Consider the following 24,931-nt stretch of genomic DNA (forward strand, 5'->3'; position numbering starts at 1 on the left):
CATCAGAAAATGTTCATGCTTTGTGCTTACTGATGGACGGGTATGATTTCACCTTCTCGGGGGCCACGCTGCGGGCCCTGCCCCAAGGCGCACTGTATTGGCCTTGTGAAGGGGTGCTTGTGGTCTCGGACCTGCACCTAGGGAAATCCGAACGGATCGCGCGGCGCGGGGGCAGCCTGCTGCCCCCTTATGAAACGATCGAGACGTTGCGCCGTCTGGATACGGTCATCGAAGGATGCGGCCCGAAGACGGTAATTTGTCTGGGTGACAGCTTTGACGATCTGGCCGCAGGACAAGACCTTCCGCGCGAGATTTGCGAATGGCTTCTGCGCCTTCAAGCGGGGCGGCGCTGGGTCTGGATCGAAGGCAACCACGATCCCGGTCCACTGGCTTTGGGCGGCAGCCATCTGGCTGAATTGACCATTGCCACGCTGATCTTCAGACATATTGCTGTGCCATCTGCCACACATGAAGTATCGGGCCACTATCACCCCAAGGCACGACTGACATTGCGGGGGCGGCATATTGCGCGGCCCTGTTTCGTGGTGGATGAGAACCGGCTGATCCTGCCTGCCTTCGGCGCATACACAGGTGGCATGGACTGCACCGATCCGGTGATCGCGGGGCTCTTCCGCCCCAAGGCTTTGGCGCTTTTAACCGGACCACAAGTCCGCGCCCTGCCGCTGGCCAAACTGGGTTAATCGGTCAGAAGGCCCGCGTCCTCGACATCTTGACGATAAGTCCGGCTGACCGGCACTTCGCTGCCGTCATTCATGACCAGAAAAATCTTGCTGCCCTCGCGGCGCGATCCCAGCACAGCCGATTTCATCACCCAATGCGAGCGGTGCGTGAACATACCGTACCCCTCGCCCATTTCACGGGCGGCATCGGTGAGGCGCATCAAGAAACTCTCAACCCCTTCGTCGGTGTATACGTCCACATAATGATCGCGCGAGGTGATGCGGATCACCTGTTCCAACCGGTCCACCTGCAACCGCTTCAGCATTGGCGCTTCGGGGGTAGGATCGGTTTCAGGCAGCGGCGGTGCCTGCCGCAAAAGGCGGCGCAACGCAGCAACGCTAAAACTGCTGAGGGCGCAGGTCGCGAAGACCTCCAGATTGCTGGGATAGTGACTTACTGAAACGCCAAGCAACCAAAGCATGACAAAACGCAGAACCGGCGTTGCGATCAGCCCCAGTATCGCCGCCGAAATGATCGACCGCAGCCAGTAATTCCACCCCTCGAAGATGCGGTCCACAGCAATCCGGTTCGCGATTCCAACCAGCGTCATCGACCAGATCACAAGCGACCACAGAACCAGCCGCTCCGCTGCATTATAGTAGGAATATGAGTAAAACGGCCCGATGACCGTGAAGATCACAGGTGCCAGAACCAAAGCAATCGGCAACACCGGATGGGTAAGCCATGCCTTCATCTCTTGCCTCAGAGAGTGGATTTGGTTGTCTGAATTCTGGCCCTGCACTGTAACTAGCTCGGCGTTCCGGTCCTCTACACCGCAAAATCGAAATGCGGTTTTTCAAATATTTAAATGGTTAACAAATCCTTGCAACACACCTTTTATCGCAAAAGTCGGTTACTTTTTCGCAAATACCCCTCCGTAAATTGGCGAAACTACCCGAATGCCTTCCTAAAACTCTACTTACATCTCATGCATCACCAGCGCCCACTGGTCCGAAACAACTGTTTCAACCGTATAATGGCCGCAGAATCCCCTATGCCCTTTTCCTCAGGCGGAGGCGGCGTTAGAACGGCGCGCAGGAAAACAAGGGGATCTCTCCATGGCCATGGAAAAAACCTTCAACGCGGCCGAAGCCGAGCCGCGGATTTCGAAGAAATGGGAAGAGCAGCAGGCCTTTGCGGCTGGCGCGAACAAGAAACGTGATGAGACCTTCACCATCATGATCCCCCCGCCGAACGTGACGGGCGCCCTGCACGTGGGCCACGCGTTCAACAACACTTTGCAAGACATTCTGGTGCGCTGGCACCGGATGCGCGGCTTTGACACCCTGTGGCAGCCCGGTCAGGACCACGCAGGCATCGCGACCCAGCTACAGGTCGAAAAGATGCTGGCCGCCACCGGTCAGCCCGGCCGCCGCGATCTGGGCCGAGAAAAGTTTCTGGACAAAGTCTGGGAATGGAAGGGCGAATACGGCGGCACTATCGTGAACCAGCTGAAGCGTCTTGGCTCTAGCTGCGACTGGGACCGCAACGCCTTTACGATGGCGGGCGCACCCGGCGACCCCAAGACCGGCCATGAGAACAGCCCCAACTTCCACGACGCCGTGATCAAGGTCTTTGTTGAGATGTACAACAAGGGCTTCATCTATCGCGGCAAGCGTCTGGTGAACTGGGACCCCCACTTTGAAACCGCGATTTCGGACCTTGAGGTCGAGAATATCGAAGTCGACGGCCACATGTGGCACTTCAAATACCCGCTGGCTGGCGGCGAGACCTACACCTACGTCGAGAAGGACGAAGACGGGAACGTCACCTTCAGCGAAGAGCGTGACTATATCTCCATCGCGACCACTCGCCCCGAAACCATGCTGGGTGACGGCGCGGTTGCGGTTCACCCCGATGACGAACGCTACGCTCCCATCGTTGGCAAGCTGTGCGAAATCCCCGTTGGTCCCAAGAAACAGCGCCGCCTGATCCCGATCATCACCGACGAATACCCCGACATGGCCTTCGGCTCAGGCGCGGTGAAGATCACTGGTGCGCATGACTTCAACGACCACGAAGTCGCCAAGCGCGGGAACATCCCCCAGTACCGCCTGATGGACACCACCGCGAACATGCGTGCTGACGGTGCCTCATATATCGAAGAGGCCAAGAAGGCTGCGGAATACGCAGGCGGCAAGCCCTTCACCGTGCAGGAAATCGACGCGATCAACCTCGTGCCCGATGAATATCGCGGTCTGGATCGCTATGAGGCCCGCAAGCTGGTGGTGCAGAACATCGTCGACGAAGGTCTGGCCGTGATGACCCGCGCCGATGACACCCGTCTGGGCAAAGCCGCGGTCAAAGAGGGTGAAGAAGGCGCGGACGCGCTGGTTCCCCTGATTGAGGCCAAGAAGATCATGCAGCCCTTCGGCGACCGCTCTAAGGTGGTGATCGAGCCCATGCTGACCGACCAGTGGTTCGTGGATGCCGAAAAGGTCGTCGGTCCCGCGCTGGACGCAGTGCGCGAAGGCCGCACCAAGATCATCCCCGAGTCCGGCGAGAAGACCTATTACCACTGGCTGGAAAACATCGAGCCTTGGTGCATCAGCCGCCAGCTGTGGTGGGGTCACCAGATCCCCGTGTGGTATGGTCTGGATATGGCCGCCACCGGCTTTAAGGATGACGAAGGCAACGGCGATCTGGATGAGGTTGAAATCCTGCGTCTGCTGACCCGTGAGAATCTTGTCCACCGCGGCGAGGTCTACCACGCAGGCAGCGATGCCGAGGATGCGGGCAAGCAGTTCGTTGACGTTCTGGCCGGTCTGCCCACTCCCCTGAACCACGCCCGCGTGATTGAGGTGGAAAACCGTCACGCCGCGATCGAAGCATTTGCCGAAGGTCTGGCCCAGTACAACGTGACCCAAGACCCGACCCAACTGGTCTACCCGATCTGGCGCGATGCGGACGTTTTGGACACTTGGTTCAGCTCCGGCCTGTGGCCCATCGGCACGCTGGGCTGGCCGAACTGGGACGAGAGCACTTCGAAATACTTCCCGACCGATGTGCTGATCACCGGCTTTGACATCCTGTTCTTCTGGGTTGCGCGCATGATGATGATGCAGCTGGCCGTGGTGGATCAGATCCCGTTCCATACCGTCTACCTGCACGACCTCGTCCGCGACGAGAAGGGCAAGAAGATGTCCAAGACCACCGGCAACGTCATCGACCCGCTGGAGATCGTGGACGAATACGGCGCCGACGCCCTGCGCTTTACCAACGCAGCGATGGCCTCGATCGGTGGCGTGCTGAAGCTGTCCAAGGACCGCATCGCGGGCTACCGCAACTTTGGCACCAAGATCTGGAACGCCTCGCGCTTTGCAGAGATGAACGGCGTGTTTGAAGGCTACACCCCCCAAGCCGCCGCCCCCGAAGCCAAGGAAACCGTGAACCGCTGGATCATCGGTGAGGTTGCCCGCGCCCGCGTGGCGACGGATGCGGCTCTGACCGCGTACCGCTTCAACGATGCGGCTCTGGGTCTATATGCCTTCGTCTGGGGAAAGGTCTGCGACTGGTACGTGGAATTCGCCAAGCCTCTGCTCAACAGCGATGATGAGGCCGTTCTGGCCGAAACCCGCGCCACTATGGGCTGGGTCATCGACCAGTCGCTGCTGATGCTGCACCCCTTCATGCCCTTCATCACCGAAGAGCTATGGGACGGTCTGGCCAAGCGCGACAAGATGCTGGTCCACGGCGATTGGCCCGAATACGGCGAAGAGCTGATCGACGCTGGCGCAGATGCGGAAATGAACTGGGTCATCGCCCTGATCGAAGGCATCCGCTCGGCCCGTGCGCAGATGCACGTGCCCGCTGGCCTGCATGTGCCGCTGGTGGTCACCGGCTTTACCGAGGACGCCAAAGCCGCCTATGCCCGCAATGAGGCGCTGATCAAAAAGCTGGCCCGCGTGGACTGCCTGACCGAAGTGGACGCCTTCCCCAAAGGCTGCGCGACCCTTGGCGTTTCGGGTGGCAGCTTCGGCCTGCCGCTGGCGGACATCATCGACGTGGCCGAAGAAAAGGCCCGCCTCGAGAAAACCATCGCCAAGCTGGCGAAGGAAATCAAAGGCCTCTCGGGCCGCGTCAACAACCCCAAATTCGTTGAAAGCGCCCCCGAAGAAGTGGTCGAGGAAGCCCGCGCCAACCTGGCCGAGCGCGAAGACGAAGAAGCCAAATTGAAAGAGGCGCTCGCCCGCCTCGCAGAGATCGGCTAACGCACCCCACGGCGGGCCTTGCAAGGCGCAGGGCCCGCACGTAACCATTCGGCGCATGACACATCCGCGCTATACCAAGCTGCTCGACAGCCTGCCCCCCACCGTTCCTTTCGTCGGCCCCGAAGTGATCGAACGCACCACCGGCCAGCCCTTCTCGGCCCGCCTTGGCGCGAATGAAAACACCTTTGGCCCCTCGCCCAAAGCGCTAGAGGCCATGCGGCAGGCAGACACCGAAATCTGGAAATATCCCGACAGCGCCAGCCATGACCTGAAGTCCGAAATCGCCGCCCAGAACGATGTGGGCTACGACAATATCGTTATCGGCGAAGGGGTGGACGGATTACTTGGCTATCTGGCCCGCATGATGGTGGAACAAGGGGACGCGGTGGTCACCTCTGACGGGGCCTATCCGACGTTTAACTACCATGTGGCAGGCTTTGGCGGTGTGCTGCACAAGGTCCCTTTCAAGGACGACCATGAAGATCTGGACGCCCTCATCGCCCGCGCCGCCGAGGTGGACGCCAAGCTGCTCTACCTGTCGAACCCCGACAACCCGATGGGCAGCTACATTCCGGGCGACACCATCGCCGCAGCCTTGGACCGCTTGCCGACAGGCTGCCTGATGATCCTTGATGAGGCCTATATCGAACTGGCCCCCCAAGACGCCCGCACCCCCATTGCAACCGAAGACCCGCGCGTTATCCGCATGCGGTCCATGTCCAAAGCCTACGGTCTGGCCGGTGCGCGCGTCGGCTACGCCCTTGGAGCCGCGCCGCTGATCAAGAACTTCGACAAGATCCGCAACCACTTCGGCATGAACCGCAGCGCCCAACACGCCGCGCTTGCGGCTCTGCAAGACACCGAGTGGCTGGCCCACATCCAGACCCAAGTGCAACAAGCGCGCGATCACTTGACCCGCATCGCCAATGACAACGGCCTTACCGCCCTGCCTTCGGCGACCAACTTCGTCACCATCGATTGCGGAAAAGACGGCGCCTACGCCAAAGCGGTGCTGGACAACCTTGCCGCCCAAGGCATTTTTGTGCGCATGCCCGGCCCTGCGCCGCTCAATCGTTGCATCCGCGTCAGTTGCGCGCAAACCGCCGCGCTGGACCTTTTCGCCGCCGCTTTGCCCGCCGCCTTGAAAGCCGCCCAATAGGCTTCTTCATGATGAAAATACTCTCGCCCGAAGGGCGAAACCCACGCCGCGCCCATCGGGTGCGGCGTTTGTCATTGTGCCGTCACGTCCGTTTTTCACAATCCGATATAGCCCGATGGAACATTTACATTCTGCCCCACGCATGTTCCATTTGCGACATTCGGACGAATTTAGGTCGCTTTTGAACAAGTCCGGCCTACAACCAGAACTGAAGCTGGAAGAAAATCCGGCACAACTCACCCTCAAAGGGAGGACAGACTTTGAAACTTACACATCTCGCATCGGCCGCAACTCTTGCCATCATCGCGGGCAGCGCCGCCAGCGCATCGGAATGTGGCGAGCTGACCATGGCCGAAATGAACTGGGCCTCGGCCGAGTTGATGGCGAACGTGGACAAGATCATCCTTGAGGAAGGCTATGGCTGTGACGTCGAACTGATCCCCGGTGCCACCACCACCACCTTTGCGTCGATGAACGAAAAGGGCGAGCCCGATGTGGCGGGCGAATTGTGGATCAACGCGGTCCGCGATCTGCTGGTCCCCGCCATGGAAGAAGGCCGCCTGCATTCGCTGGTCGAAGGCCCGATCACCGGTCTGGGTGAAGGCTGGTGGGTCACCGAGAAATTCGCCGCAGATCACCCCGAACTGAACACCGTCGAGAAGGTGCTAGAGCATCCCGAACTCTTCCCCTACGCCGAAGATGCATCCAAAGGGGCCTTCATGGGCTGCCCCGCAGGTTGGGGTTGCCAGCTGTCGAACGCCAACCTCTTCCGTGCCTTCGACATGGAGAACAAGGGCTGGACGCTGGTCGATCCGGGCTCGGCTGCCGGTCTGGACGGCGCGATCGCCAAAGCCGCCGAGCGGGATGAGCCGTGGTTCGGCTATTACTGGGCACCCACCGCGATCATCGGCAAATACAAGCTGAAGATGCTGGATTGGGAAACCGAATGGGCGGGCAGCGAAAACTGGGACGGCTGCATGGTCAAGCCGGAACAGGAATGCCTTGACCCCAAGCCCTCGTCCTACACCGAATCCGAGGTCCACACCGTCGTTACCGATCGCTTGGTGAAAGAAGGCGGCATCGCGGTTGAATACCTGAAATCCCGCGTCTTCCCCGGTGAAGTGATGAACGAAATGCTGGTCTACATGAACGAGAACCAGGCAACCGGCGAGGACGCGGCCTACCACTTCCTCGAAGCCTACCCCCAGATCTGGGAGGCATGGGTGTCGCCTGAGGCTGCCGAAGGTATCAAATCCGAGCTCTAAACGCTCCAAAGAACCACGTGACGGGGGGCACCAACGCCCCCCGTTTCGCGTCAGAACATCTAGCAAAAAGCTGGCAACGATAACAAACCCTGAGGAGACCCTCCCTTGGAATTCTTTGAAGAATTTCCCTCACTCGGACGGAAAACGCTGAGCGGGATGAAACAAGCGGTCGATGAAACCTTCAAAGGTTTCTCCCGTGCCTACGGCGAACAGCTCGAAAACTTTTTTGATCCCCTTCTGCGATTCCTCATCTGGTTCGAAAGACTTCTGGAGGCCACCCCTTGGCCTATCATCCTGCTGGTGGTCGGCGCGCTGGCATGGATCGGATCGCGGTCATGGAAGATCACCGCAGGCTCGGTGCTGGCCTTTGTGGTCATCGGCGTGCTGGACATGTGGGAAGACACCATGGCGACGCTGGCGATCATCTCGGTCGCGACGCTGCTGTGTATCGCCATAGGCATTCCCATCGGCATCCTCATGAGCCGCTCTGACAGAATGCAGGCGATCATCACACCGATATTGGATGTCATGCAGACGATCCCGTCGTTCGTCTATCTGATCCCAGTGGTGATGCTGCTGGGGATCGGCAAGGTTCCCGGCCTGATTGCCGTATGCATCTACGCCATCCCGCCCATCGTGCGCCTGACCAATCTGGGCATCCGCCTTGTGGACAAGGATGTGCTAGAGGCCGCCGACGCCTTTGGCACCAGCCCGTGGCAAAAGCTTTGGGGTGTGCAGGTGCCACTGGCGCTGCCCAACATCTTTGCGGGCATCAACCAGACCATCATGATGGCGCTGTCGATGGTCGTGATTGCCTCGATGATCGGGGTAAAGGGTCTCGGGGTGCCGGTGCTGCGGGCGATCTCGAACCAGTATCTGGCGCTGGGTCTGATGAACGGTCTGGCCATCGTGGCCTTGGCGATCATCTTTGACCGCGTGTCGCAAACCTATGGCAAGCGTCTGCAAGCCTACCGTCAGGGAGGCAAATGATATGAGCCAGTCCAAGGTACAGATCAAAAACCTCTACAAGATCTTCGGCAAGACCCCGAAAAAGGTGCTGGCGCAGGTCAAGGCAGGCATGGGCAAGCCGGAGTTGCTGGAGCAAACCGGCCATGTTCTGGGCATCCAGAACGTCAGTCTGGATATTCCGGAAAAGCGCATTCAGGTGGTGATGGGGCTTTCGGGCTCGGGTAAATCCACGTTGATCCGCCACATCAACCGCTTGATCGAGCCCACCGACGGGCAAATCCTGATCGATGGCGAAGATGTCCTGTCGATGAGCGACAAGCAGTTGCGCGAAGTGCGCCGCAAGAAGACCTCGATGGTGTTCCAGAAGTTCGGCCTGCTGCCTCACCGCAAAGTGGCCGAGAATGTGGGCTATGGCCTTGAGGTCCAAGGCGTCAGCAGCGACGAGATCGCCAAACGTGCGCAGCACTGGATCGATCGCGTGGGGCTGACGGGCTATGAGAACCACTACCCCGGACAGCTTTCAGGCGGCATGCAGCAGCGCGTGGGGTTGGCCCGCGCACTGGCGACCGATGCGGAAATCCTGCTGATGGACGAAGCCTTCAGCGCCCTTGATCCGCTGATCCGCTACGACATGCAGTCGATCCTGCTGGAGTTGCAAGATGAGTTGCACAAGACCATCATCTTTATCACCCACGATCTGGATGAGGCCCTGCGCCTTGGCGACAAAATCGCGATCCTGCGGGATGGTGCGTTGATTCAGGAAGGCACCGCGCCGCAGATCGTGCTGACACCGGCGGACGACTACATCGCGGACTTCACCAAGGACATCAACCGCGGCAAGGTCATCCGCCTCAAGGCGCTGGCCGCGGCTGGCTCCCCCTATGACGGCGCGATGATTGATGGCAGCACAGTATTGGCCGATGCGCTGCTGCCCCTTTCACAAGCACCTGATCAACGGTTGGGCGTGACGGACGCAAATGGGGCCTATCTGGGCGCAGTTACCCTGACGCAGGCGATTGCCGCCCTACAAGGCTAAGCCAGCCAAATCGCTGATCTTTCGAACGTCGCCCTTGCCCAAGGGGCGGCGTTTTTCATGGCTGCCGTAGCGTCACCTTCCAGTATGCAGAAAATTGGTCAGTTTCCCTTGCCAGAATGCGATCTATGTGGCCCTCTACCAACACAGGAGAGAGACGGAGCGCACCTAAGCGGACATACCGCAGCGCCCGACCAATGGGAGGAAAACCATGAAGACATTGCTTGGCCGTACGGCCATTGCCCTTGTTGCTGTCAGTTTCGCCGCAGAGGCCAGCGCCACCGAATGGAACGTTTCGGTTTGGGGCAAGCGCCGCGCTTTCACCGAACACATTGAAAAATTGGCCGAGCTGGTCGCGGAAAAGTCCGGTGGCGACTTTACCATGAACGTCAGCTACGGCGGCCTGTCCAAGAACACCGAGAACCTTGACGGTATCTCGATCGGGGCCTTCGAAATGGCCCAGTTCTGCGCGGGCTATCATGCGGACAAGAACCGCGCGATCACCGTTCTGGAACTGCCGTTCCTTGGCGTGAACACCCTGGCTGAAGAAGTCGCTGTGTCGAACGCCGTCTACGCGCACCCCGCCGTGGCCGAAGAAATGGCCCAGTGGAGCGCAAAGATGCTGATGACCAGCCCGATGCCCCAGTACAATCTGGTCGGCACCGGCGAGCCTCGTGATGAGCTGGCCGAATTCAACGGTATGCGCGTCCGTGCAACCGGCGGCATCGGCAAAGCGTTTGAGGCTGTCGGCGCCGTGCCCACCTCGGTCACCAGCTCTGAAGCCTATCAGGCCATGCAGTCGGGCGTTGTGGACACTGTGGCCTTTGCACAGCACGCGCACCTGTCCTTCGGCACCATCAATGAAGCCGACTGGTGGACCGCAAACCTGAACCCCGGCACCGTGAACTGCCCCGTTGTGGTGAACATCGACGCCTATGAGGCACTGTCGGACGCGAACCGCGCCATTCTGGATGAATCGGTTCCCGAGGCGATTGACTACTACCTCGCCAACTACGGTGAGCTGCTGAAAAAGTGGGACAGCGTTCTGGAAGAAAAGGGCGTGCAGAAGGTCATGATCTCGGACGCGGAACTGGCGGCATTCAAAGAGACAGCCGGCAAGCCCATCCACGATGCATGGATCGCAGACATGAGCGCGCAGGGCCTGCCCGCGCAAGAGCTGTATGATCTGGTGAACTCCACGCTGGCAGACGCCCGCAAGTGATCGACTGATCCCATCCAACATGTTGCAGGCTCCGAGGAAGACCTCGGGGCCTGTCCATTCTGTAGAAACGGGGAATGCGTATGGCAGGCTCTGCCGCAGTATTGACCAACGACAGCTTGCTGAGCCATCTGGATCGCAAGTTGCTGCGTCTTGAACGTTTTATGGCCCTGCTGGCAGGGCTATCGGTCTTTGGCCTGATGGTACTGGCTGTGGTGTCCGTCACCGGCCGCAACGGCTTTAACCAGCCCCTTCCGGGCTATGTGGACTGGATCCAGCAGCTGATGCCGCTGATTGCCTTTATGGGCATCAGCTTTGTGCAGCGCGACGGTGGCCACATCCGCATGGACATTCTGGTCTCGCGTCTGTCGGGCCGCGCGCTATGGTTGTTCGAGTTCATCACGACCGCGCTGGTCCTTTTGCTGATGGTGATGCTGGTCTGGGGCACTTGGGCCCACTTTGACCGCAGTTTTGACATGACCAAACCCATGTGGAGCCGCGATAGCACCATCGACATCGGCTTGCCGATCTGGCCCGCCAAGCTATTGGCTCCCGTGGCATTTTTCGTGCTGTGCCTGCGCTGCTCGATCCAGTTGATCGGCTATGGCAAAGCCATCGTCACGGGCACCGACAGCCCCGTCGCCGTTCCCCTGATCCAAAGCGCCGCCGAACAGGCCGCCGCCGAGGCTGAACACATCGAAGGCAGGGACTGATCATGGACAGCATTGAAATCGGCCTGTGGGTTACAGGTGGCATGATGGTCATGGTCCTTCTGGGCATGCGTGTCGCCTTTGCGGCAGCCATGGCGGGTCTAATCGGTCTGATCTGGATCTTCTGGGCCAAGAAGGGCATGGACCCCGAGCAATTCATGTGGGCGCTGACTGTGGCGGTCAAAACCGCCGGACAGGTTCCCCACGGCAAGGTGGCCAGTCAGGCCCTTAGCCTGATCCCGACCTTCATCCTGATCGGCTATCTGGCATATTACGCAGGCCTCACCCGCGCCTTGTTCGAGGCTGCCAAGCGCTGGATCGCTTGGGTTCCGGGTGGCCTTGCGGTCTCGACCGTCTTCGCGACGGCGGGCTTTGCGGCGGTGTCCGGTGCCTCGGTCGCGACGGCGGCAGTCTTTGCCCGCGTCGCAATCCCCGAGATGCTGAAGATCGGCTATGACAAACGCTTTGCGGCAGGTGTTGTGGCCGCAGGCGGTACGCTGGCCTCATTGATCCCGCCCTCGGCCATCCTTGTGATCTACGCGATCATCGTGGAACAGGACGTGGGAAAACTGCTGCTGGCAGGCTTTATTCCCGGTGCCTTTAGCGCAGTGATCTACGGCATCCTGATCGTCGGCCTTGCCCTGACCATCAAAGGTTTTGGCCCTGCGGTGCGCGGCTTTACGTGGCGCGAGCGTTTCGCCTCGCTGCCCCCTGCACTGCCCATCGTGGCGGTGGTCGTGATCATCATCTTCTTTGTCTACAACCCCTTCGGCGGCGACGCTTGGGGCACCCCCACCGAGGGCGGCGCGATCGGGGCCTTCATCATCTTTTTGATGGCGCTCTTCCGCGGCATGCGTTGGGCCGAGTTCAAAGACGCGATCATCGAGACCGCAAAGCTGTCGGCCATGATCTTTACGATCATCTGGGGCGTGTTGATTTACGTGCGCTTCCTTGGGTTTGCCGATCTGCCCCATGCGTTCTCGGACTGGATCACCTCGCTGCACTATAGCCCGATGCTCATTCTGATCTGCATCCTGCTGGCCTATGCGGTGCTGGGGATGTTCATGGATGCCATCGGGATGCTGCTGCTGACCCTGCCGGTGGTCTACCCCGCCGTCATGGCCCTGAACGGGGGCGAGATGGTCAGCGCCGCCGACAGCACCTTTGGCATGTCCGGTCCCATGTGCGCGATCTGGTTCGGTATTCTGGTCGTAAAAATGGCCGAGTTCTGCCTGATCACTCCGCCCATCGGCCTGAACTGCTTTGTGGTAGCAGGGGTCCGCGATGACCTGAGCGTGCAGGACGTGTTTAAAGGCGTCACACCGTTCTTTATCGCCGATGCGGTCACAATCGCGCTTCTGGTGGCATTCCCCCAGATCGTGCTGTGGTTGCCCTCTTTGGCATAAGCCGCGCTCTCCTTCGGGATAGATTCGAAAATCCAAAACCGCCGCCAGCCCCCGCTGGCGGCGGTTTTTTGGTTTGGAAATGGCGCCTTAGGGCTAGGTTCCTATCCGCTTTTCAATCGAATGACACCACCCCCTACACGTTCGGGGTATAAGGCGACCGTTCTACCAGACGTTTTAACAGGATGCGGAAAACCCGCTACGCAGACAGAATTAGCATGTCGCGTAAACCAGCAGACTCAGCCTGCATCCGGGGGAACATATGGCAGACAATACGATCAAAGTGTCGACCGACTATGAAACAGGTCTGGATGATCTGGATGCACTTCGTGCCGATCTGGCCCGTCTGGAAACGTCCGAAGGCATCAATCTGGACGTCTCGGTCGATGACACCACGAACGAAGCCGTTCTGTTCGGCTTGGTCCAACTGCTGACAGCAGCCCTGCACCACAAAGCAATTACAGCAAGCGCCGTGCAAGACACGCTGAAGGCAATCCCGCGACTGGCTCAGGCCTTCGAGAAGGCGGGGGTTCCCATGAACGAACTTGCCGCTTCGTCGAACTGATCCGCAGACATGACATTGGAAAAAGAAACATGAGCAAAGAAATCCTCATCGTCGACGACTCGCCTTCCGTACGCCGGATGGTCTCGATGACGCTTCAACAAGCTGGCTACACCGTGGCCGAGGCCGTGGATGGTGCCAAAGGTCTGGAGGCGGCAAAAGCCCGTCGCTACGACATGGTCATCACCGACCAGAACATGCCCAACATGACCGGCATCGAGTTCATCGAAGCCTATCGTAGTGATCCCGGCAGCAAGGGCGTGCCGATCATCTTCCTGTCGACCGAAAGCGAAGGCGGCCTGAAAGAGCGTGCGCGCTCGGCTGGCGCTCTGGGCTGGATCGTAAAGCCTTTCGAGCAGGAAAAACTGTTGGCAGTTGTGAAGAAGGTAGCTGGATAATGATGGACGCGGAAACACAGGAAATCTTCCGTCAGGAAGCCGAAGCCCTGATGGAAAGTCTCCAGTCGGGGCTACTGACCCTGAAAGAGACGCCAGACAATATGGAGCTGGTCGCCAGTGTCTTCCGCGATCTTCACACCATCAAAGGCACAGGCGCGATGTTCGGATTCACGCGCCTTGCTGCATTTGTACATAACTTCGAGGCGGCCTTTGACGCGGTGCGCTCTGGCAAGTCGAGCATTACGCCCGACCTGATCCAAGTATCGCTGCGGGCCTATGACCTGATTGCTGATCTACTGGAAGGCAACGATCCCGATCCTGCTTTGGATGCCGAACTGACTGAAGCGCTGAGCGCAGTGACCGAAAGCGGCGCAACCGGTGGCGGGGCATCTGCTGCCGCACCCAAGGCGGCGGCCGGTGGCGATGTGGATCATTGGGAACTGGTGTTCTATCTGCCCAAGGATTTCGTAGAGATCGGCGGCAACCCGATGGGGATGCTGGACGAGCTGCGCGAGGTTGGCGGCGAGGATATCACTTGCCGCATGCTGACGGGCCGCATGCCCGCGCTTGAGGATTATATCCCCAGCGAACTTTATGTGGGCTGGCAGGTCATCCTGCCCGGATCAGTCAAGGAAGACGCCATCCGCGATGTCTTCATGTTCCATGAAGACCAGATGGAGCTATCGCTGACCGCACACAAGAAAGAAGGCGCGGCCGAGGCTGCTGCACCCGCTGCCGAGGTTGCGGCTGAAGAGGCCCCCAAAGCGGATGCGGCCCCTGCCCCCGCTGCGGCGAAGCAAGAGGCGAAGCAAGAGGCGAAGGCCTCCGGCCAGAAGGCCCCCGTTACGCAGTTGCGTGTCTCTGCCGACCGCGTTGATCTGATCATGGACCGCGTGGGCGAATTGGTGATCGCCGAGGCCCGTCTGGCCGCTATCGCCGCCCGCCTGACCGACGAAGGTCTGTCCGGAGTGGTCGAGGACATCCAGCGTCTGGCCCTTGGCCTGCGCGATTCCACGATGGCACTGCGCATGACGCCCCTGTCGTCGATCATGGGTCGTTTCCGCCGTCTGACCCACGATCTGGCAACCACCACCGGTAAAGCGTTCGACTTCATCGTCGAAGGCGAAGAGACCGAGCTGGACAAAACTGTTGTGGAACGTCTGACCGATCCGCTGGTGCACATGCTGCGCAACTCGGTCGACCATGGTCTGGAAGATCCCGAAACCCGCCGCAAAGCGGGCAAGCCCGAGCGCGGACAGGTTATTCTGTCGGCCAGCCATGCAGGTGCCGAAGTGGTGATCGAGATCATCGACGACGGTCGCGGCATGAACGAAGAGGCCATCCGCAAACGCGCCATCGAACGGGGCCTGATCACCGAAGACAGCGACATCGCCCGCCGCGATCTGCTGAAACTGGTGCTGGAACCTGGCTTCTCGACCGCGGCGCAGGTCACGGCTCTGTCGGGTCGCGGCGTGGGCGCGGACGTGGTGAAACAGGCCATCGACTCGCTCAACGGGACGATCGAGATTGAATCCGAACCCGGTGAAGGCACCGTCTTTACCATGCGTCTACCTCTGACGCTGGCCATCATCGAAGGCCTGCTGATCGACGTGGCGGGCGAGCGCTATGCGATCCCGCTGCTTGCCGTTGAACAAATTCTGGAACTGCCGGAAGATATGGTGGACGACCTTGATGCAACCGACACGATGGTTCTGAACGATGAGATGCTGCCCGTGTTGCGGCTGCGCTCGATGTTCGGCAGCACCTCAGAGGCACCGACCCATCCCAAGATCGTCATCGTTGGCGCAGGTGATACCCGCGTGGGTCTGGTTGTCGACCAGATCATCGGCACCAACCAGACAGTGATCAAGCAACTCTCGCCCGTTCATAGCCGCCTGAAAATCTTCTCGGGGGCAACGATCCTTGGCGACGGTAGCGTCGCGCTGATCCTAGACGTGGTGAACATGGTCAATCGTGGCCAGCAAATTGAAACGAACAAAGGCAAAGCGGCATGAGCAAGAAAATCCCCGCCGATCTGGCCAACCGTATCCAGAGTGTCGTGATCTTCGAAATGGGCGACGAGCGACTGGCCGTGCCCACAGACATCCTGCGCGAAGTGCTAGAGCCGCCGCAGATCACCCGCGTTCCCTGCGCCGACAATTTCTCGGCCGGTCTGGCAAACGTACGCGGCGTGGTGCTGCCCGTTGTGGACATGCGCCCCATGTTCAACATCGAGCAAAGCGACTTTACCCGCGAAACCCGCGTGCTGATCCTTGAGACCACCCACGCCGAGGCCCCCCTGACCGTGGGCGTCATCGCGGACCGCGTCCATGCCATCGTATCGCTGGATGCGGACACCATCCGTCCGGTGCCCCCCGTGGGCAGCCGTTGGCCACACGGCACGCTTTATGCACTTGCCCGTTGGGAAGGTGACTTCGTCGCCCTGCCGGACATGGAATACATCTTCGAAACCCAACTTGCCGCACCCGCTGTCGCCTGAGCTACGAAAGATCAAGAATGTTTTTGACAATCAAAGCGAAGCTCGCGTTCACCTGCTTGGTGCTGATCTCGCTATCCGCAGCGTCCGGTTATGTAGGGCAATCGGAACAGGCCACCATGCGGGCAAATGCAGCGCGGGTTCTGGAGCAGGCTTTGGAGCAGGCCCACATCGCTAGCGAGATGATGGACCTGCAGGACGAATACCAGATGCTGTTGCGGGACTATATCCTGACCCAAGACGCTCAGGCCCGTATGGCCATTGATGGCGGCATCTCGAACATCCGCAACGAACAGACCGCACTTCTGAAACTGGCCACTGAACATTTCAGCAGCGGCGCTTGGGCCTCGGAAGAGGGGCTGGCACTGGTTACAGACTATGAAGGGGTCCGGAACGATCTGAACGCTATGCTCAGCGACATTCAGGCCAATATGCTGTTCAACGATGCCGAAGCAGCTGTTGCCTTGATCCGCGAAGAAGGCCCTGCACTGGAAGAACGCACAACCGTTATCGGCGATAAGATGGCCGAAATCGGCGCGGCCGCAATCCAGCGCGCCAGCGACACCGCTGATCAAGAACTTGCAAGAAACCAGATGCTGATCATGATCATGACAGGCACTGCCATTCTGGTGGGCATTCTGGCGACCTTGTGGATCATCCGGTCGATCACACGTGGTCTGAACCGCGCCAAAGACCTGACCCGCGCTGTTTCCGAGGGCGATCTGACCCAAACCGCGAACCTCAAGGGCCGCGACGAGATCACCGAACTGTTGATCAACGCCAACACCATGGTCGAGCGTCTGCGCAGCGTCGTGGGCGAGGTCTGGATGGGCGCATCCAACGTCTCGACCGGTGCGAACCAGATGGCGACCACTTCAGAAGACCTCAGCAAAGTGGCCAGTCAGCAAGCCGCCTCGACCGAAGAGGCGTCGGCCTCGATCGAGGAAATGGCGGCAAACATCAGCACCACAGCTGAGAACGCCAACCAGAGCGAAGAGATGGCCCAGAGTATCGCCTCTGATGCCCGTGCCAGTGGCGCGGCTGTTGAACAGGCCGTCATCGCCATGCGCACCATCGTCGATCGGATCAACGTCGTGCAAGAGATCGCCCGTCAGACCGACCTGCTGGCCCTGAACGCCGCGGTTGAGGCTGCCCGCGCGGGCGAACATGGCCGTGGCTTTGCGGTTGTGGCCTCCGAAGTACGCAAGCTGGCCGAACGCAGCCAGAACGCCGCAGGCGAGATTAACGCCCTGTCGGGCACCACAATGACGGCTGCGGAAGAAGCAGGCGAGATGCTGAAGCGTCTGGTGCCCGCGATCGAATCCACCGCCACTCTGGTCAGCAAAATCTCTCTGGCGAACCGGGAAATGCACACCGGCGCAAGTCAGGTGAACGGTGCGATCCAGAATCTGGACCGCGTGACCCAATCCAATACCGCCGCCGCCGAAGAGATGTCGGCCACCGCAGAAGAGCTGGCCGCACAGGCCGCGACCCTGCGCTCGTCGATCTCGTTCTTCCGGACCGGCGAGGATGATCCCACAACCATGACGTTTGAACTGGAAGAGCCCGCAGCGCCTGCGCCTACGCCCGCAGCACCGCGCGCTACCAGCCAGCCCGCTCCTTCCTTCGGCAATGGTCCCTCTGACGGAGGTTTCTCCTTCGAAATGGCCGGTGCCGACGATGACAAGGTGATCGATTTCAAGCCGGAGACCCGTAATGCGTAAACGTATCAGTACCCAAGTCGAAGCGAAGAAATCCGCGGGAACCTACCTGATCTTTCAGCTTGCCGGACAGCACATGTCGGTCCCCGTTGACCGCGTGCGCGAGATTCTGGACGCCCGTGAAATCCAGCCCCTGCCGCAGGCGCCCAAATACATCATGGGCTTTATCGACCTGCGCGGTGACAGCATCATGGTGATCGACCTGCGCACCCTGCTGTCCGAAGCAGCACGGGCAGACGATCTGGACACCCGTATCATCGTTCTGATGGTCAACTCGGGCGACAAAGAGCAAATCCTTGCCCTGCGCACGGATAAGGTTCTTGAGGTTGCCTCGTTCGACAATGACCGGATCGAACCCATTGAGACAGGCACCATCCTGAACTGGGACCGCCGCATCGTCAGCGGGCTGGCCCGCCGTGAAGGCCAATATATCAGCGTTCTGGATCTGGACCGCATGATGAGCACCGAAGTCGTTGCCAGCCTCAAAGCCGCCCATAAGCAGCTGGACGCAAACGAGGCGGTTGACGCATGATCCCGATGCCCAACACCAGCACTGCGCCCGGCAGTGATCTGCAGGTGCGGTTTCGGGACCTGATTACCCGAGTGACCGGCATCCAGATGCCGGCCAGCAAACAGAACATGATCGACGGCCGGATGCGCCGTCGCTACAGCACGCTCGGGCACTCTGATCTAGAGAGCTATCTGAAGCTGCTGTTCGAAGAAGACCGAATTCAGCAAGAATTGCCCCACATCGTGGATCTCATGTCCACGAACAAAACGGACTTTTTCCGCGAACCGGCGCATTTCCATCTGCTGCGAAACACCATCCTGCCTGCCCACAACACCGAAAAGCCCTTCAAGTTCTGGAGCGCGGCAAGCTCTAGCGGACAAGAGGCCTACACAACCGCCATGCTGCTGGCCGAATACCAGCGTGTGACGCCTTCGTTCCGTTACGGGATTCTGGGCACCGACATCTCTCCGAACATTCTGGAAGAGGCCCGCGCAGGGGTCTATCCGCAGGACGTTCTACGGGACGTTCCCGAAGGTTTCCGCGAGCGTTATTTCGTCCCCGGTCAGGATAGTCGCGGCAATCCATGCGGCCGTGTCGTCGAAAACCTGCGTAAAAAAGTACGCTTTGAACAACTGAACCTGATCCACGGAAACTTCCCGCTGGATAAGGACATCGACGTGGCGTTCCTTCGTAACGTCTTGATTTATTTCGATGATGCGACCCAATGCAAGGTCGTCTCATCCGTTGCTGACCATGTGAAGGTTGGTGGCTACTTCTTCGTGGGCCACTCGGAATCCATGATTGTTCGCGACAAACGCTTAAAACAAATCGCAGCTGCCGTTTTTCGTAAAGAGAAGGGGTGAACATGCCTGACAGCAACGCAAACAAAATCAAGGTATTGATCGTCGAGGACTCGATCACCGCCCGCACCATGCTCAAGATGATGCTTGAGAGTGCGCCGGATATCCGTGTTGTCGATACCGCCCGCGATCCCTTCGATGCGGTTGAAAAGATGAAGAACGGCCTGCCCGACGTCATCTTGCTGGATATCGAGATGCCCCGCATGGATGGCCTGACCTTCTTGCGCCGGATCATGTCGCAGCACCCGCTGCCCGTCGTCATCTGCTCGAACCACACGGCTGCCGGATCGGACACCGCCCTGAAGGCCCTGTCGATGGGCGCGGTCGAAGTTCTGTCCAAAGGCGATCTGGGTCACACCATTTCCGATGATGCCAAGATGCGCATCTGTGACGTGGTACGAGCGGCCTCGCATGCGCGGGTGCGTCCGAACCGGACGGCTGCCGCAGCACCCCCTCCCCCTGCCCCGCCTAAACCGCTGGTCGCAGAGAAGAAGCTGTCGGCTGATGTGATTATGCCCCGCCGCAGCCCGAACAGCCGAAGCCCGATGAACACGCCGCCGCTGGTGGCCATGGGTGCATCAACCGGCGGGACCGACGCGCTGGCGCAAGTACTGGAAAAGCTGGAGCCCAACTGCGCGCCGATCATCATCGTGCAGCACATGCCCGAACGCTTTACCGAAGCCTTCGCCCGCCGCCTGAACGGCCTGTGCAAGATCAACGTCAAAGAGGCCGCCCAAGGGGACATCCTTGAACCGGGCTCTGCACTGATCGCACCGGGTCATTCCCACGTGACCATCACCCGCGAAGGCCGCCGCTATCGCTGCAACGTGGTGAACGGTCCTTTCGTCTGCCGCCATCGCCCGTCGGTGGACGTGTTGTTCCGCTCGGTCTCGATCGAGGCAGGATCGAACGTTCTTGGGGTCTTGATGACCGGCATGGGCGACGACGGTGCCGAAGGCATGGTCGAAATGAAAGAAGCGGGGGCTGTCACCCTTGCCCAAAACGAAGCCAGCTGCGTGGTCTACGGCATGCCCCGTGAGGCCGCGTTGCGTGGCGGCGCCTCGCGCGAGGTGCATCTGAATGCCATCGCGCAGGAAATCATGAAATTCTCGTCCGGCGTCAGCGTCCGGGCATAACCACAGGAAGACCACCATGGCGCATCAGGCACATCAGGACTTCAGAAACATTCTCGAAAGCCCCCTGTTCCGGCTCGAGACTGTTTTCAGCCGGGTCACAGACAACCTTTTCACGGCCTCGGACAAGGCCACCGGCCTGAAAACCGCCGTGGGCCAGCTGGTCGAGGTCACAACCCCTGCCAAGCTGACCAAGGTGTCTGAAGGGCTGGACGAAGTGCAGCAACTGCGCCAGTCCATCGATACGATGATCCAGACCAGTCAGGGGTTTGTCCATCATATCGCCGCCAACCGTCGCAAGATGAACGCGGACCTCAAGGATCTGGCCGAGAACATCCATTCAGCCGGGATCGTGTCCCTGAACGCACGTATCATCGCGCAGGGCCACCGCGCCCTGAAGCAAGGCGAACAACTGGTCCGTCTGGCCGAGAATATCTCGGGCATCACCGAAAGCGCCTCGGGTCAGGTGACCGAGATGCTGAAGGCGACCGAGGCCATCACCCGCGCCCTGACCAACCTGACCGCAATGGCCGAGGATCGCGCAGTTATGCTGGCAGACAGGTCCCTGCCCGACATGGTGCGGACGGATGAAGTTCTAAGCACCCTGCATCGTGGCATGACTTCGTCGCAGGATGGGGCAAAGTGGCTGTCCGACTATCTGGGCCGGATCGAATACGACGTGATGCGCGTGATCGAGGTTCTGCAGATCGGCGACCGCGCCCGCCAGCGCGCCGAGCATATCCAGCAAATCCTGAACGAAGCCCGCAGCTTCCCCGAAGGTTCGGTGGAACAAAATGCCCTGCGCAAGATGGCTCGCGCCCAGTTGCAGCAAGCGGCCGAGCATACCTTGCAGTCGGCCGAGAAAGGCGTAAAGCACCTGTCCGGTCTGGCCGCTGAACTACAGACCTACAGCGCCCATTGCAGCGCCTTGCAGAAATCCTTCCGTGGCAAGCAGGGGATGGTGGCCGACTCCAGCGATCTGGAAACCCGCCTAGAACAGTTCCGTTCGGTCAGCAGCTGCTCGGACACGACTAAGTCCTGTATGAGCACGATCTTTGACTATGAGAACGCCCTGCACCAGTACAGCAAAGAGCTGGGGAATGCGGCCTTCTCGATGCAGTTGGCCTCGCTGAACACGATCATCGCTTGTGCCCGCGAGGGCCGTGCCGCGGCGGATATGATTGTGATCTCGCAGCAGGTGAACTCTGTCGTATCCACGGTGCCCGAGCTTTTCGAAAGCTTTACCGGCGCCTATGAGCAAACCAAGACAGAGCTGAACGGCTTTATGCAGGTGTCCAGCATTGACGCCGAAGCCCGCCATCTGAGCGAAGCCGCCGTCGAGGTTCTGCCCGCGCTGGCCCACGCCCTAAGCGATCTGCTGCCCCGCCTATCGGGCGATGCCGAGCAACTGGCCCGCGCTGTTGCTGCCGCCGATCAGCTGCTGGCCAGTCTGGTGACCGATCTACGCGCTTCGCTGAAAGGCGCTAACGCCGCCCCCGGCCCGCGTATCCCGACCGTGGCAGCCGAGGCACGTTTCTATCGTGCCACAGACCGTCTGCGCCGAATCTACACCATGGAAGAAGAGCGCTCGCTGCACGACGAAATCCTTGAGCCACTGCTGCGTGAACGCCCCGACGGGGCGCCCGCGGCACCGGCAAAGGCTGCGGCTCCCAAGGCGGCAGCCCCTGCGCCTGCCCCTGCTGCCGAAGCTGCGGATGACGATCTGTCTGACATCCTGTTCTAATGCACCCGAATGGTTCCGGGGCGGACCATGTCCCCCACTGAAACCTCCCCGGAATCAAAAGACCCCGCAGCGATGCGGGGTCTTTTTGTTTTGATCGGATGCCGGATCGGGCCAAGTCCTTAGAAGATAACGGCACCAAAGACCGTGATCGGCACAAAGGCCGCAAAAGCCATCAGCGCAAGCCCCATCAGCGCGAACACGCCATCACGGGTCAGGATCGCTGTTGAAAACAGCAGGATTGCCCCGCCAAGGATCGACGACGAAAACGGCACCAGTTCCAGAAACGGCATGCACAGGCCGCACAGGATGCACAGCAGTTGCAGTCCCTTTTTCGCCGGTCCCCGTACCAGCGGCATCAGACGCCGGCGGGCGTGATCATCCAGCCAGTCCGCCAGCCCCCCGAGCCGCTGTATTCCGTGCCGCAACCGCTGCCCCGTCACCTGTTGCCGCCCGATAACATCTGGCAACCAAAGATGATCGCGTCCCATAAACATCTGCGACGCCACAAAGGCCGTGGAAATCCCGCAAAGGGAAGAGAACAGGGGAATGCCACTTAGCGGAGAGATCAGCAGCAGGGCGATCACCATCAGGATCGGCAGAAACGAGGCCTCGCCAAACGAGACCACGATCTGATGCATGCTGATGCACTTCTGACTGGCAATGTCCTGCAACTGGTCGACGACCTTACGCACGGGCTTGTGTGACACCACTGGCAGGGCTCTGCGCCGTGGCATCCTTCGTTGCCAGACAGGCATAGCATCCCCGATCAGTTCTGGGCGTCCCGTGCGGTACTGGAGATCGTGGCACCTGCGTGCTGAATATCCTGACCGGCACCTTCGACGGTTTCACAAGCCGCCAGACCGAACAGGGTCAAGGCGGCGATGGCAAATGCAGTCACTCGGGTCATGGGAAACTCCGTAAGAGGATTATCTAATACGGAAAGAACGCAAGCGGCTGGTTTCGGTTCCCTGTTTCGCCCGCGTTCCCCTTAAAAATAAGCGGATCAGTGCCGACGGGCGGGGATCAGCCCGGCAGGAACGGTTTCCGGTTCCTCATTCGCGTCAGGGCATTCTTCGGGCATGACTTCGAAAGTGACATGAACCCCGTAGCGTTCGTCCTTGTCCTCGACCTCGATCTGGCCTTGCAGCTGGCTGGCGAACGAACGGATCAGTTTTGACCCAAGCGAGGGCACACCGGATTTCTCTTCGGCCAGCACGTCACCCTTCGAGTTGACGACACTAAAGCAGACCTTGTTGTCGCCAAGGTCTCCCAAAACGATGGAAATCCAAGGCTGCCCGTCAGTGCCCCCTTCGATACCGCAGTATTTGACGGCGTTGGTCGCCGCCTCGCAGGCCATCAATGACAAAGGTACCGACTGTTCGGGCGTAATTTCCACGGGCGCAAGATCGGTACTGATGTTAACGCGGCTGCGGCGGCCATCCATACCGCCGACGATCACCAACTGGTTGATGATGTCTTCCAGCAGCTTGTCCGCCCGCACCATCGACAGCTTGCGCGCGGTGTAGAGGTAGCGGTGGATTGCGGCCAAAGCCATGACCCGATCCTGCACGCGGCGCAGCAGGCGCTTTGCCTCCATCGTCTTGGTATGACGCACCTGCATGTTCATGATCGAGCAGATCAGTTGCAGGTTATTCTTCACCCGATGGTGAACCTCTTTCAGAAGGATGGTCTTTTCGGCCAGATCCTCTTCGCGCTGGCGTTCTTGGCGGCTGAGGCGGTTCGCCATCTCCCGGAAGGACTGGGCCACGGCCTCCATCTCTTCGGGGGCGTTGTCCAGATGGGCGTCTTCCACCTCGGTCCTGCCAGCCGCATAAAGGCGCATCCAGACCCGCAGGCGCTGGATGTGGCGGATCACCAGACGGTGGGTGCCGAAATAGGCCACGACCACCCCTGCCACCCACATCAACAGCGGGAAATACAGCGCCATCACCCGTCCCATCAACGGGAAGGGTGCGCTGACCTCAGGCTCCCAACTGCCCATGACGAAAATCTGGTCCTGAATGATCGGGACAACTGCGAACTGCCGTTCTACCCCTGCGCGGTTCAAGCCACGGTGCAGGGAAGAGACCGGATAGACGAAATCCACCAGCTCTTTTTCCTTGGGCAAAAAATCGTGCAGCTCTGCCTTGGTGAAATCAGCTGCCAGCGGCACGCCGGAACTGCCAAACAGCAGCAAATCAACGGTGCTGCCTTCCATCCGCAGCATTTCATGGATCATCGGGTAAGGGATCGAAATCCAGACATAGGCCTGATCTGTGCCATTCGTCTGAATCGGGACCGCAACCGACAGCACGATCGGGCCGTCCTCGCCAATCCGGCGGGTGCTGGACCAGAATTCGGCATCGGGATCGCCCTGCTGGATTTTGTCCAAAAGGTCTTTGCCGATGAATTGCTCGGCAGGACCCGTTGCGGCACCGCAACGCAGGGTGCCATCGCCTTCGATCACGCCAGCCATCACATATTCGCGCGAGGTCTCAAGGATCGCTTGGGTGACTTGCGTACAAATCGCGGGGTCCGAGAGGAAAACGCTTTCCGCCGCAGCCATCGCGCGGGCCGAGCCGATCGCCGCCTGGATCACCTTTTGTACGTTGTTTGCAGCCTTGCCCGTGTTGTCCAGCAACACGCTTTCCGCAAGGTTCGTGGTTTCCTTGATGACCTGAGCGGTCTGGTAGAACGAGATCAAGGCCAATGGCAAAATCGCCAAAGTCATGACGGCAATCAACCGCAGGGCAAGCCCTCCGGTCGCCGCCTTTGTTGCCTCAATCATGCTTTTG

The 24,931-nt window shown here is 59.8% G+C and carries 22 protein-coding genes; 18 read left to right on the forward strand and 4 right to left on the reverse strand.

What is annotated here, in order from left to right:
* The first annotated feature begins 32 nt into the window (after nucleotides 1-32).
* A complete protein-coding gene (pdeM, locus tag CLV74_RS18005; RefSeq protein WP_211299074.1) occupies nucleotides 33-701 on the forward strand; it encodes a ligase-associated DNA damage response endonuclease PdeM in 669 nt (222 codons plus the stop codon).
* Here pdeM and CLV74_RS18010 read toward each other — a convergent pair.
* Nucleotides 698-1,435 (reverse strand): LytTR family DNA-binding domain-containing protein, encoded by a 738-nt coding sequence (locus CLV74_RS18010; protein ID WP_106267565.1) that lies wholly within the window; start codon nucleotides 1,433-1,435, stop codon nucleotides 698-700. The genes pdeM and CLV74_RS18010 overlap by 4 nt on opposite strands.
* Before the next feature lie 364 nt (nucleotides 1,436-1,799).
* On the opposite strand from CLV74_RS18010, the gene CLV74_RS18015 reads away from it, so the two are divergent.
* The 17 genes from CLV74_RS18015 to CLV74_RS18095 all read left to right on the forward strand — a co-directional run bounded on the left by CLV74_RS18015 (nucleotide 1,800) and on the right by CLV74_RS18095 (nucleotide 22,136).
* The gene (locus CLV74_RS18015; protein WP_106267567.1) at nucleotides 1,800-4,952 is read left to right on the forward strand and encodes a valine--tRNA ligase; all 3,153 of its coding nucleotides are present in this window, start codon (nucleotides 1,800-1,802) and stop codon (nucleotides 4,950-4,952) included.
* A 55-nt stretch (nucleotides 4,953-5,007) separates the two neighbouring features.
* Nucleotides 5,008-6,111 (forward strand): pyridoxal phosphate-dependent aminotransferase, encoded by a 1,104-nt coding sequence (locus tag CLV74_RS18020; RefSeq protein ID WP_106267569.1) that lies wholly within the window; start codon nucleotides 5,008-5,010, stop codon nucleotides 6,109-6,111.
* A gap of 260 nt (nucleotides 6,112-6,371) precedes the next feature.
* Entirely contained in the window at nucleotides 6,372-7,376 is a 1,005-nt protein-coding gene (locus CLV74_RS18025; RefSeq protein WP_245888599.1) for a glycine betaine ABC transporter substrate-binding protein, read from the forward strand.
* Between the two features lie 156 nt (nucleotides 7,377-7,532).
* A complete protein-coding gene (locus CLV74_RS18030; protein ID WP_211299077.1) occupies nucleotides 7,533-8,366 on the forward strand; it encodes an ABC transporter permease in 834 nt (277 codons plus the stop codon).
* Nucleotide 8,367: 1 nt separating this feature from the next.
* Entirely contained in the window at nucleotides 8,368-9,381 is a 1,014-nt protein-coding gene (locus tag CLV74_RS18035; RefSeq protein ID WP_106267574.1) for a quaternary amine ABC transporter ATP-binding protein, read from the forward strand.
* Between the two features lie 208 nt (nucleotides 9,382-9,589).
* Nucleotides 9,590-10,600: a TRAP transporter substrate-binding protein DctP gene (dctP, locus tag CLV74_RS18040; protein ID WP_106267576.1), complete on the forward strand. Its 1,011-nt coding sequence runs from the start codon at nucleotides 9,590-9,592 to the stop codon at nucleotides 10,598-10,600.
* Nucleotides 10,601-10,680: 80 nt separating this feature from the next.
* On the forward strand, nucleotides 10,681-11,310 hold the full coding sequence (locus CLV74_RS18045) for a TRAP transporter small permease subunit (protein WP_106267669.1): 630 nt from the start codon (nucleotides 10,681-10,683) through the stop codon (nucleotides 11,308-11,310).
* Nucleotides 11,311-11,312: 2 nt separating this feature from the next.
* Nucleotides 11,313-12,713 carry a TRAP transporter large permease gene (locus tag CLV74_RS18050; RefSeq protein WP_106267578.1) on the forward strand — a complete coding sequence of 467 codons (1,401 nt, stop codon included), beginning with the start codon at nucleotides 11,313-11,315 and terminating at the stop codon, nucleotides 12,711-12,713.
* 259 nt (nucleotides 12,714-12,972) lie between these two features.
* Nucleotides 12,973-13,275 carry a hypothetical protein gene (locus CLV74_RS18055; protein WP_106267580.1) on the forward strand — a complete coding sequence of 101 codons (303 nt, stop codon included), beginning with the start codon at nucleotides 12,973-12,975 and terminating at the stop codon, nucleotides 13,273-13,275.
* 29 nt (nucleotides 13,276-13,304) lie between these two features.
* The gene (locus CLV74_RS18060; protein WP_106267582.1) at nucleotides 13,305-13,670 is read left to right on the forward strand and encodes a response regulator; all 366 of its coding nucleotides are present in this window, start codon (nucleotides 13,305-13,307) and stop codon (nucleotides 13,668-13,670) included.
* The gene (locus CLV74_RS18065; protein ID WP_106267584.1) at nucleotides 13,670-15,685 is read left to right on the forward strand and encodes a chemotaxis protein CheA; all 2,016 of its coding nucleotides are present in this window, start codon (nucleotides 13,670-13,672) and stop codon (nucleotides 15,683-15,685) included. The genes CLV74_RS18060 and CLV74_RS18065 overlap by 1 nt, the downstream gene beginning before the upstream one ends.
* Nucleotides 15,682-16,170, forward strand: coding sequence for a chemotaxis protein CheW (locus tag CLV74_RS18070; protein ID WP_106267586.1), 489 nt, complete (start codon nucleotides 15,682-15,684; stop codon nucleotides 16,168-16,170). Before CLV74_RS18065 ends, CLV74_RS18070 begins: the two co-directional genes overlap by 4 nt.
* A 17-nt stretch (nucleotides 16,171-16,187) precedes the next feature.
* Nucleotides 16,188-17,891: a methyl-accepting chemotaxis protein gene (locus CLV74_RS18075; protein WP_106267588.1), complete on the forward strand. Its 1,704-nt coding sequence runs from the start codon at nucleotides 16,188-16,190 to the stop codon at nucleotides 17,889-17,891.
* Entirely contained in the window at nucleotides 17,884-18,420 is a 537-nt protein-coding gene (locus tag CLV74_RS18080) for a chemotaxis protein CheW (protein ID WP_106267590.1), read from the forward strand. Before CLV74_RS18075 ends, CLV74_RS18080 begins: the two co-directional genes overlap by 8 nt.
* Entirely contained in the window at nucleotides 18,417-19,262 is an 846-nt protein-coding gene (locus tag CLV74_RS18085; protein ID WP_211299075.1) for a CheR family methyltransferase, read from the forward strand. The genes CLV74_RS18080 and CLV74_RS18085 overlap by 4 nt, the downstream gene beginning before the upstream one ends.
* Before the next feature lie 2 nt (nucleotides 19,263-19,264).
* Nucleotides 19,265-20,395 carry a protein-glutamate methylesterase/protein-glutamine glutaminase gene (locus CLV74_RS18090; protein WP_106267592.1) on the forward strand — a complete coding sequence of 377 codons (1,131 nt, stop codon included), beginning with the start codon at nucleotides 19,265-19,267 and terminating at the stop codon, nucleotides 20,393-20,395.
* A 16-nt stretch (nucleotides 20,396-20,411) separates the two neighbouring features.
* The gene (locus CLV74_RS18095; RefSeq protein ID WP_106267595.1) at nucleotides 20,412-22,136 is read left to right on the forward strand and encodes a hypothetical protein; all 1,725 of its coding nucleotides are present in this window, start codon (nucleotides 20,412-20,414) and stop codon (nucleotides 22,134-22,136) included.
* A gap of 119 nt (nucleotides 22,137-22,255) precedes the next feature.
* On the opposite strand, the gene CLV74_RS18100 is transcribed toward CLV74_RS18095, so the two are convergent.
* The 3 genes from CLV74_RS18100 to CLV74_RS18110 all read right to left on the reverse strand — a co-directional run bounded on the left by CLV74_RS18100 (nucleotide 22,256) and on the right by CLV74_RS18110 (nucleotide 24,924).
* Nucleotides 22,256-22,870: an exopolysaccharide biosynthesis protein gene (locus CLV74_RS18100; protein WP_106267597.1), complete on the reverse strand. Its 615-nt coding sequence runs from the start codon at nucleotides 22,868-22,870 to the stop codon at nucleotides 22,256-22,258.
* Nucleotides 22,871-22,902: 32 nt separating this feature from the next.
* A complete protein-coding gene (locus CLV74_RS18105; RefSeq protein ID WP_106267599.1) occupies nucleotides 22,903-23,043 on the reverse strand; it encodes an entericidin A/B family lipoprotein in 141 nt (46 codons plus the stop codon).
* Nucleotides 23,044-23,139: 96 nt separating this feature from the next.
* Nucleotides 23,140-24,924: a sensor histidine kinase gene (locus CLV74_RS18110; protein WP_170108096.1), complete on the reverse strand. Its 1,785-nt coding sequence runs from the start codon at nucleotides 24,922-24,924 to the stop codon at nucleotides 23,140-23,142.
* Nucleotides 24,925-24,931 lie beyond the last annotated feature (7 nt).

It is taken from the genome of Donghicola tyrosinivorans (genome assembly GCF_003003355.1).
GTDB lineage: Bacteria > Pseudomonadota > Alphaproteobacteria > Rhodobacterales > Rhodobacteraceae > Donghicola > Donghicola tyrosinivorans.

What these genes read in the sequence shown, in the direction of transcription:
- CLV74_RS18045 (WP_106267669.1), top strand. Translation starts at nt 10,681, where the DNA reads ATGGCAGGCTCTGCCGCAGTATTGACCAACGACAGCTTGCTGAGCCAT.
- CLV74_RS18090 (WP_106267592.1), top strand. Translation starts at nt 19,265, where the DNA reads ATGCCTGACAGCAACGCAAACAAAATCAAGGTATTGATCGTCGAGGAC.
- CLV74_RS18015 (WP_106267567.1), top strand. Translation starts at nt 1,800, where the DNA reads ATGGCCATGGAAAAAACCTTCAACGCGGCCGAAGCCGAGCCGCGGATT.
- CLV74_RS18100 (WP_106267597.1), bottom strand. Translation starts at nt 22,870, where the DNA reads ATGCCACGGCGCAGAGCCCTGCCAGTGGTGTCACACAAGCCCGTGCGT.
- CLV74_RS18070 (WP_106267586.1), top strand. Translation starts at nt 15,682, where the DNA reads ATGAGCAAGAAAATCCCCGCCGATCTGGCCAACCGTATCCAGAGTGTC.
- CLV74_RS18060 (WP_106267582.1), top strand. Translation starts at nt 13,305, where the DNA reads ATGAGCAAAGAAATCCTCATCGTCGACGACTCGCCTTCCGTACGCCGG.
- CLV74_RS18055 (WP_106267580.1), top strand. Translation starts at nt 12,973, where the DNA reads ATGGCAGACAATACGATCAAAGTGTCGACCGACTATGAAACAGGTCTG.
- CLV74_RS18095 (WP_106267595.1), top strand. Translation starts at nt 20,412, where the DNA reads ATGGCGCATCAGGCACATCAGGACTTCAGAAACATTCTCGAAAGCCCC.
- pdeM (WP_211299074.1), top strand. Translation starts at nt 33, where the DNA reads ATGGACGGGTATGATTTCACCTTCTCGGGGGCCACGCTGCGGGCCCTG.
- CLV74_RS18065 (WP_106267584.1), top strand. Translation starts at nt 13,670, where the DNA reads ATGATGGACGCGGAAACACAGGAAATCTTCCGTCAGGAAGCCGAAGCC.
- CLV74_RS18035 (WP_106267574.1), top strand. Translation starts at nt 8,368, where the DNA reads ATGAGCCAGTCCAAGGTACAGATCAAAAACCTCTACAAGATCTTCGGC.
- dctP (WP_106267576.1), top strand. Translation starts at nt 9,590, where the DNA reads ATGAAGACATTGCTTGGCCGTACGGCCATTGCCCTTGTTGCTGTCAGT.
- CLV74_RS18105 (WP_106267599.1), bottom strand. Translation starts at nt 23,043, where the DNA reads ATGACCCGAGTGACTGCATTTGCCATCGCCGCCTTGACCCTGTTCGGT.
- CLV74_RS18075 (WP_106267588.1), top strand. Translation starts at nt 16,188, where the DNA reads ATGTTTTTGACAATCAAAGCGAAGCTCGCGTTCACCTGCTTGGTGCTG.
- CLV74_RS18020 (WP_106267569.1), top strand. Translation starts at nt 5,008, where the DNA reads ATGACACATCCGCGCTATACCAAGCTGCTCGACAGCCTGCCCCCCACC.
- CLV74_RS18010 (WP_106267565.1), bottom strand. Translation starts at nt 1,435, where the DNA reads ATGAAGGCATGGCTTACCCATCCGGTGTTGCCGATTGCTTTGGTTCTG.
- CLV74_RS18110 (WP_170108096.1), bottom strand. Translation starts at nt 24,924, where the DNA reads ATGATTGAGGCAACAAAGGCGGCGACCGGAGGGCTTGCCCTGCGGTTG.
- CLV74_RS18080 (WP_106267590.1), top strand. Translation starts at nt 17,884, where the DNA reads ATGCGTAAACGTATCAGTACCCAAGTCGAAGCGAAGAAATCCGCGGGA.
- CLV74_RS18085 (WP_211299075.1), top strand. Translation starts at nt 18,417, where the DNA reads ATGATCCCGATGCCCAACACCAGCACTGCGCCCGGCAGTGATCTGCAG.
- CLV74_RS18030 (WP_211299077.1), top strand. Translation starts at nt 7,533, where the DNA reads ATGAAACAAGCGGTCGATGAAACCTTCAAAGGTTTCTCCCGTGCCTAC.
- CLV74_RS18050 (WP_106267578.1), top strand. Translation starts at nt 11,313, where the DNA reads ATGGACAGCATTGAAATCGGCCTGTGGGTTACAGGTGGCATGATGGTC.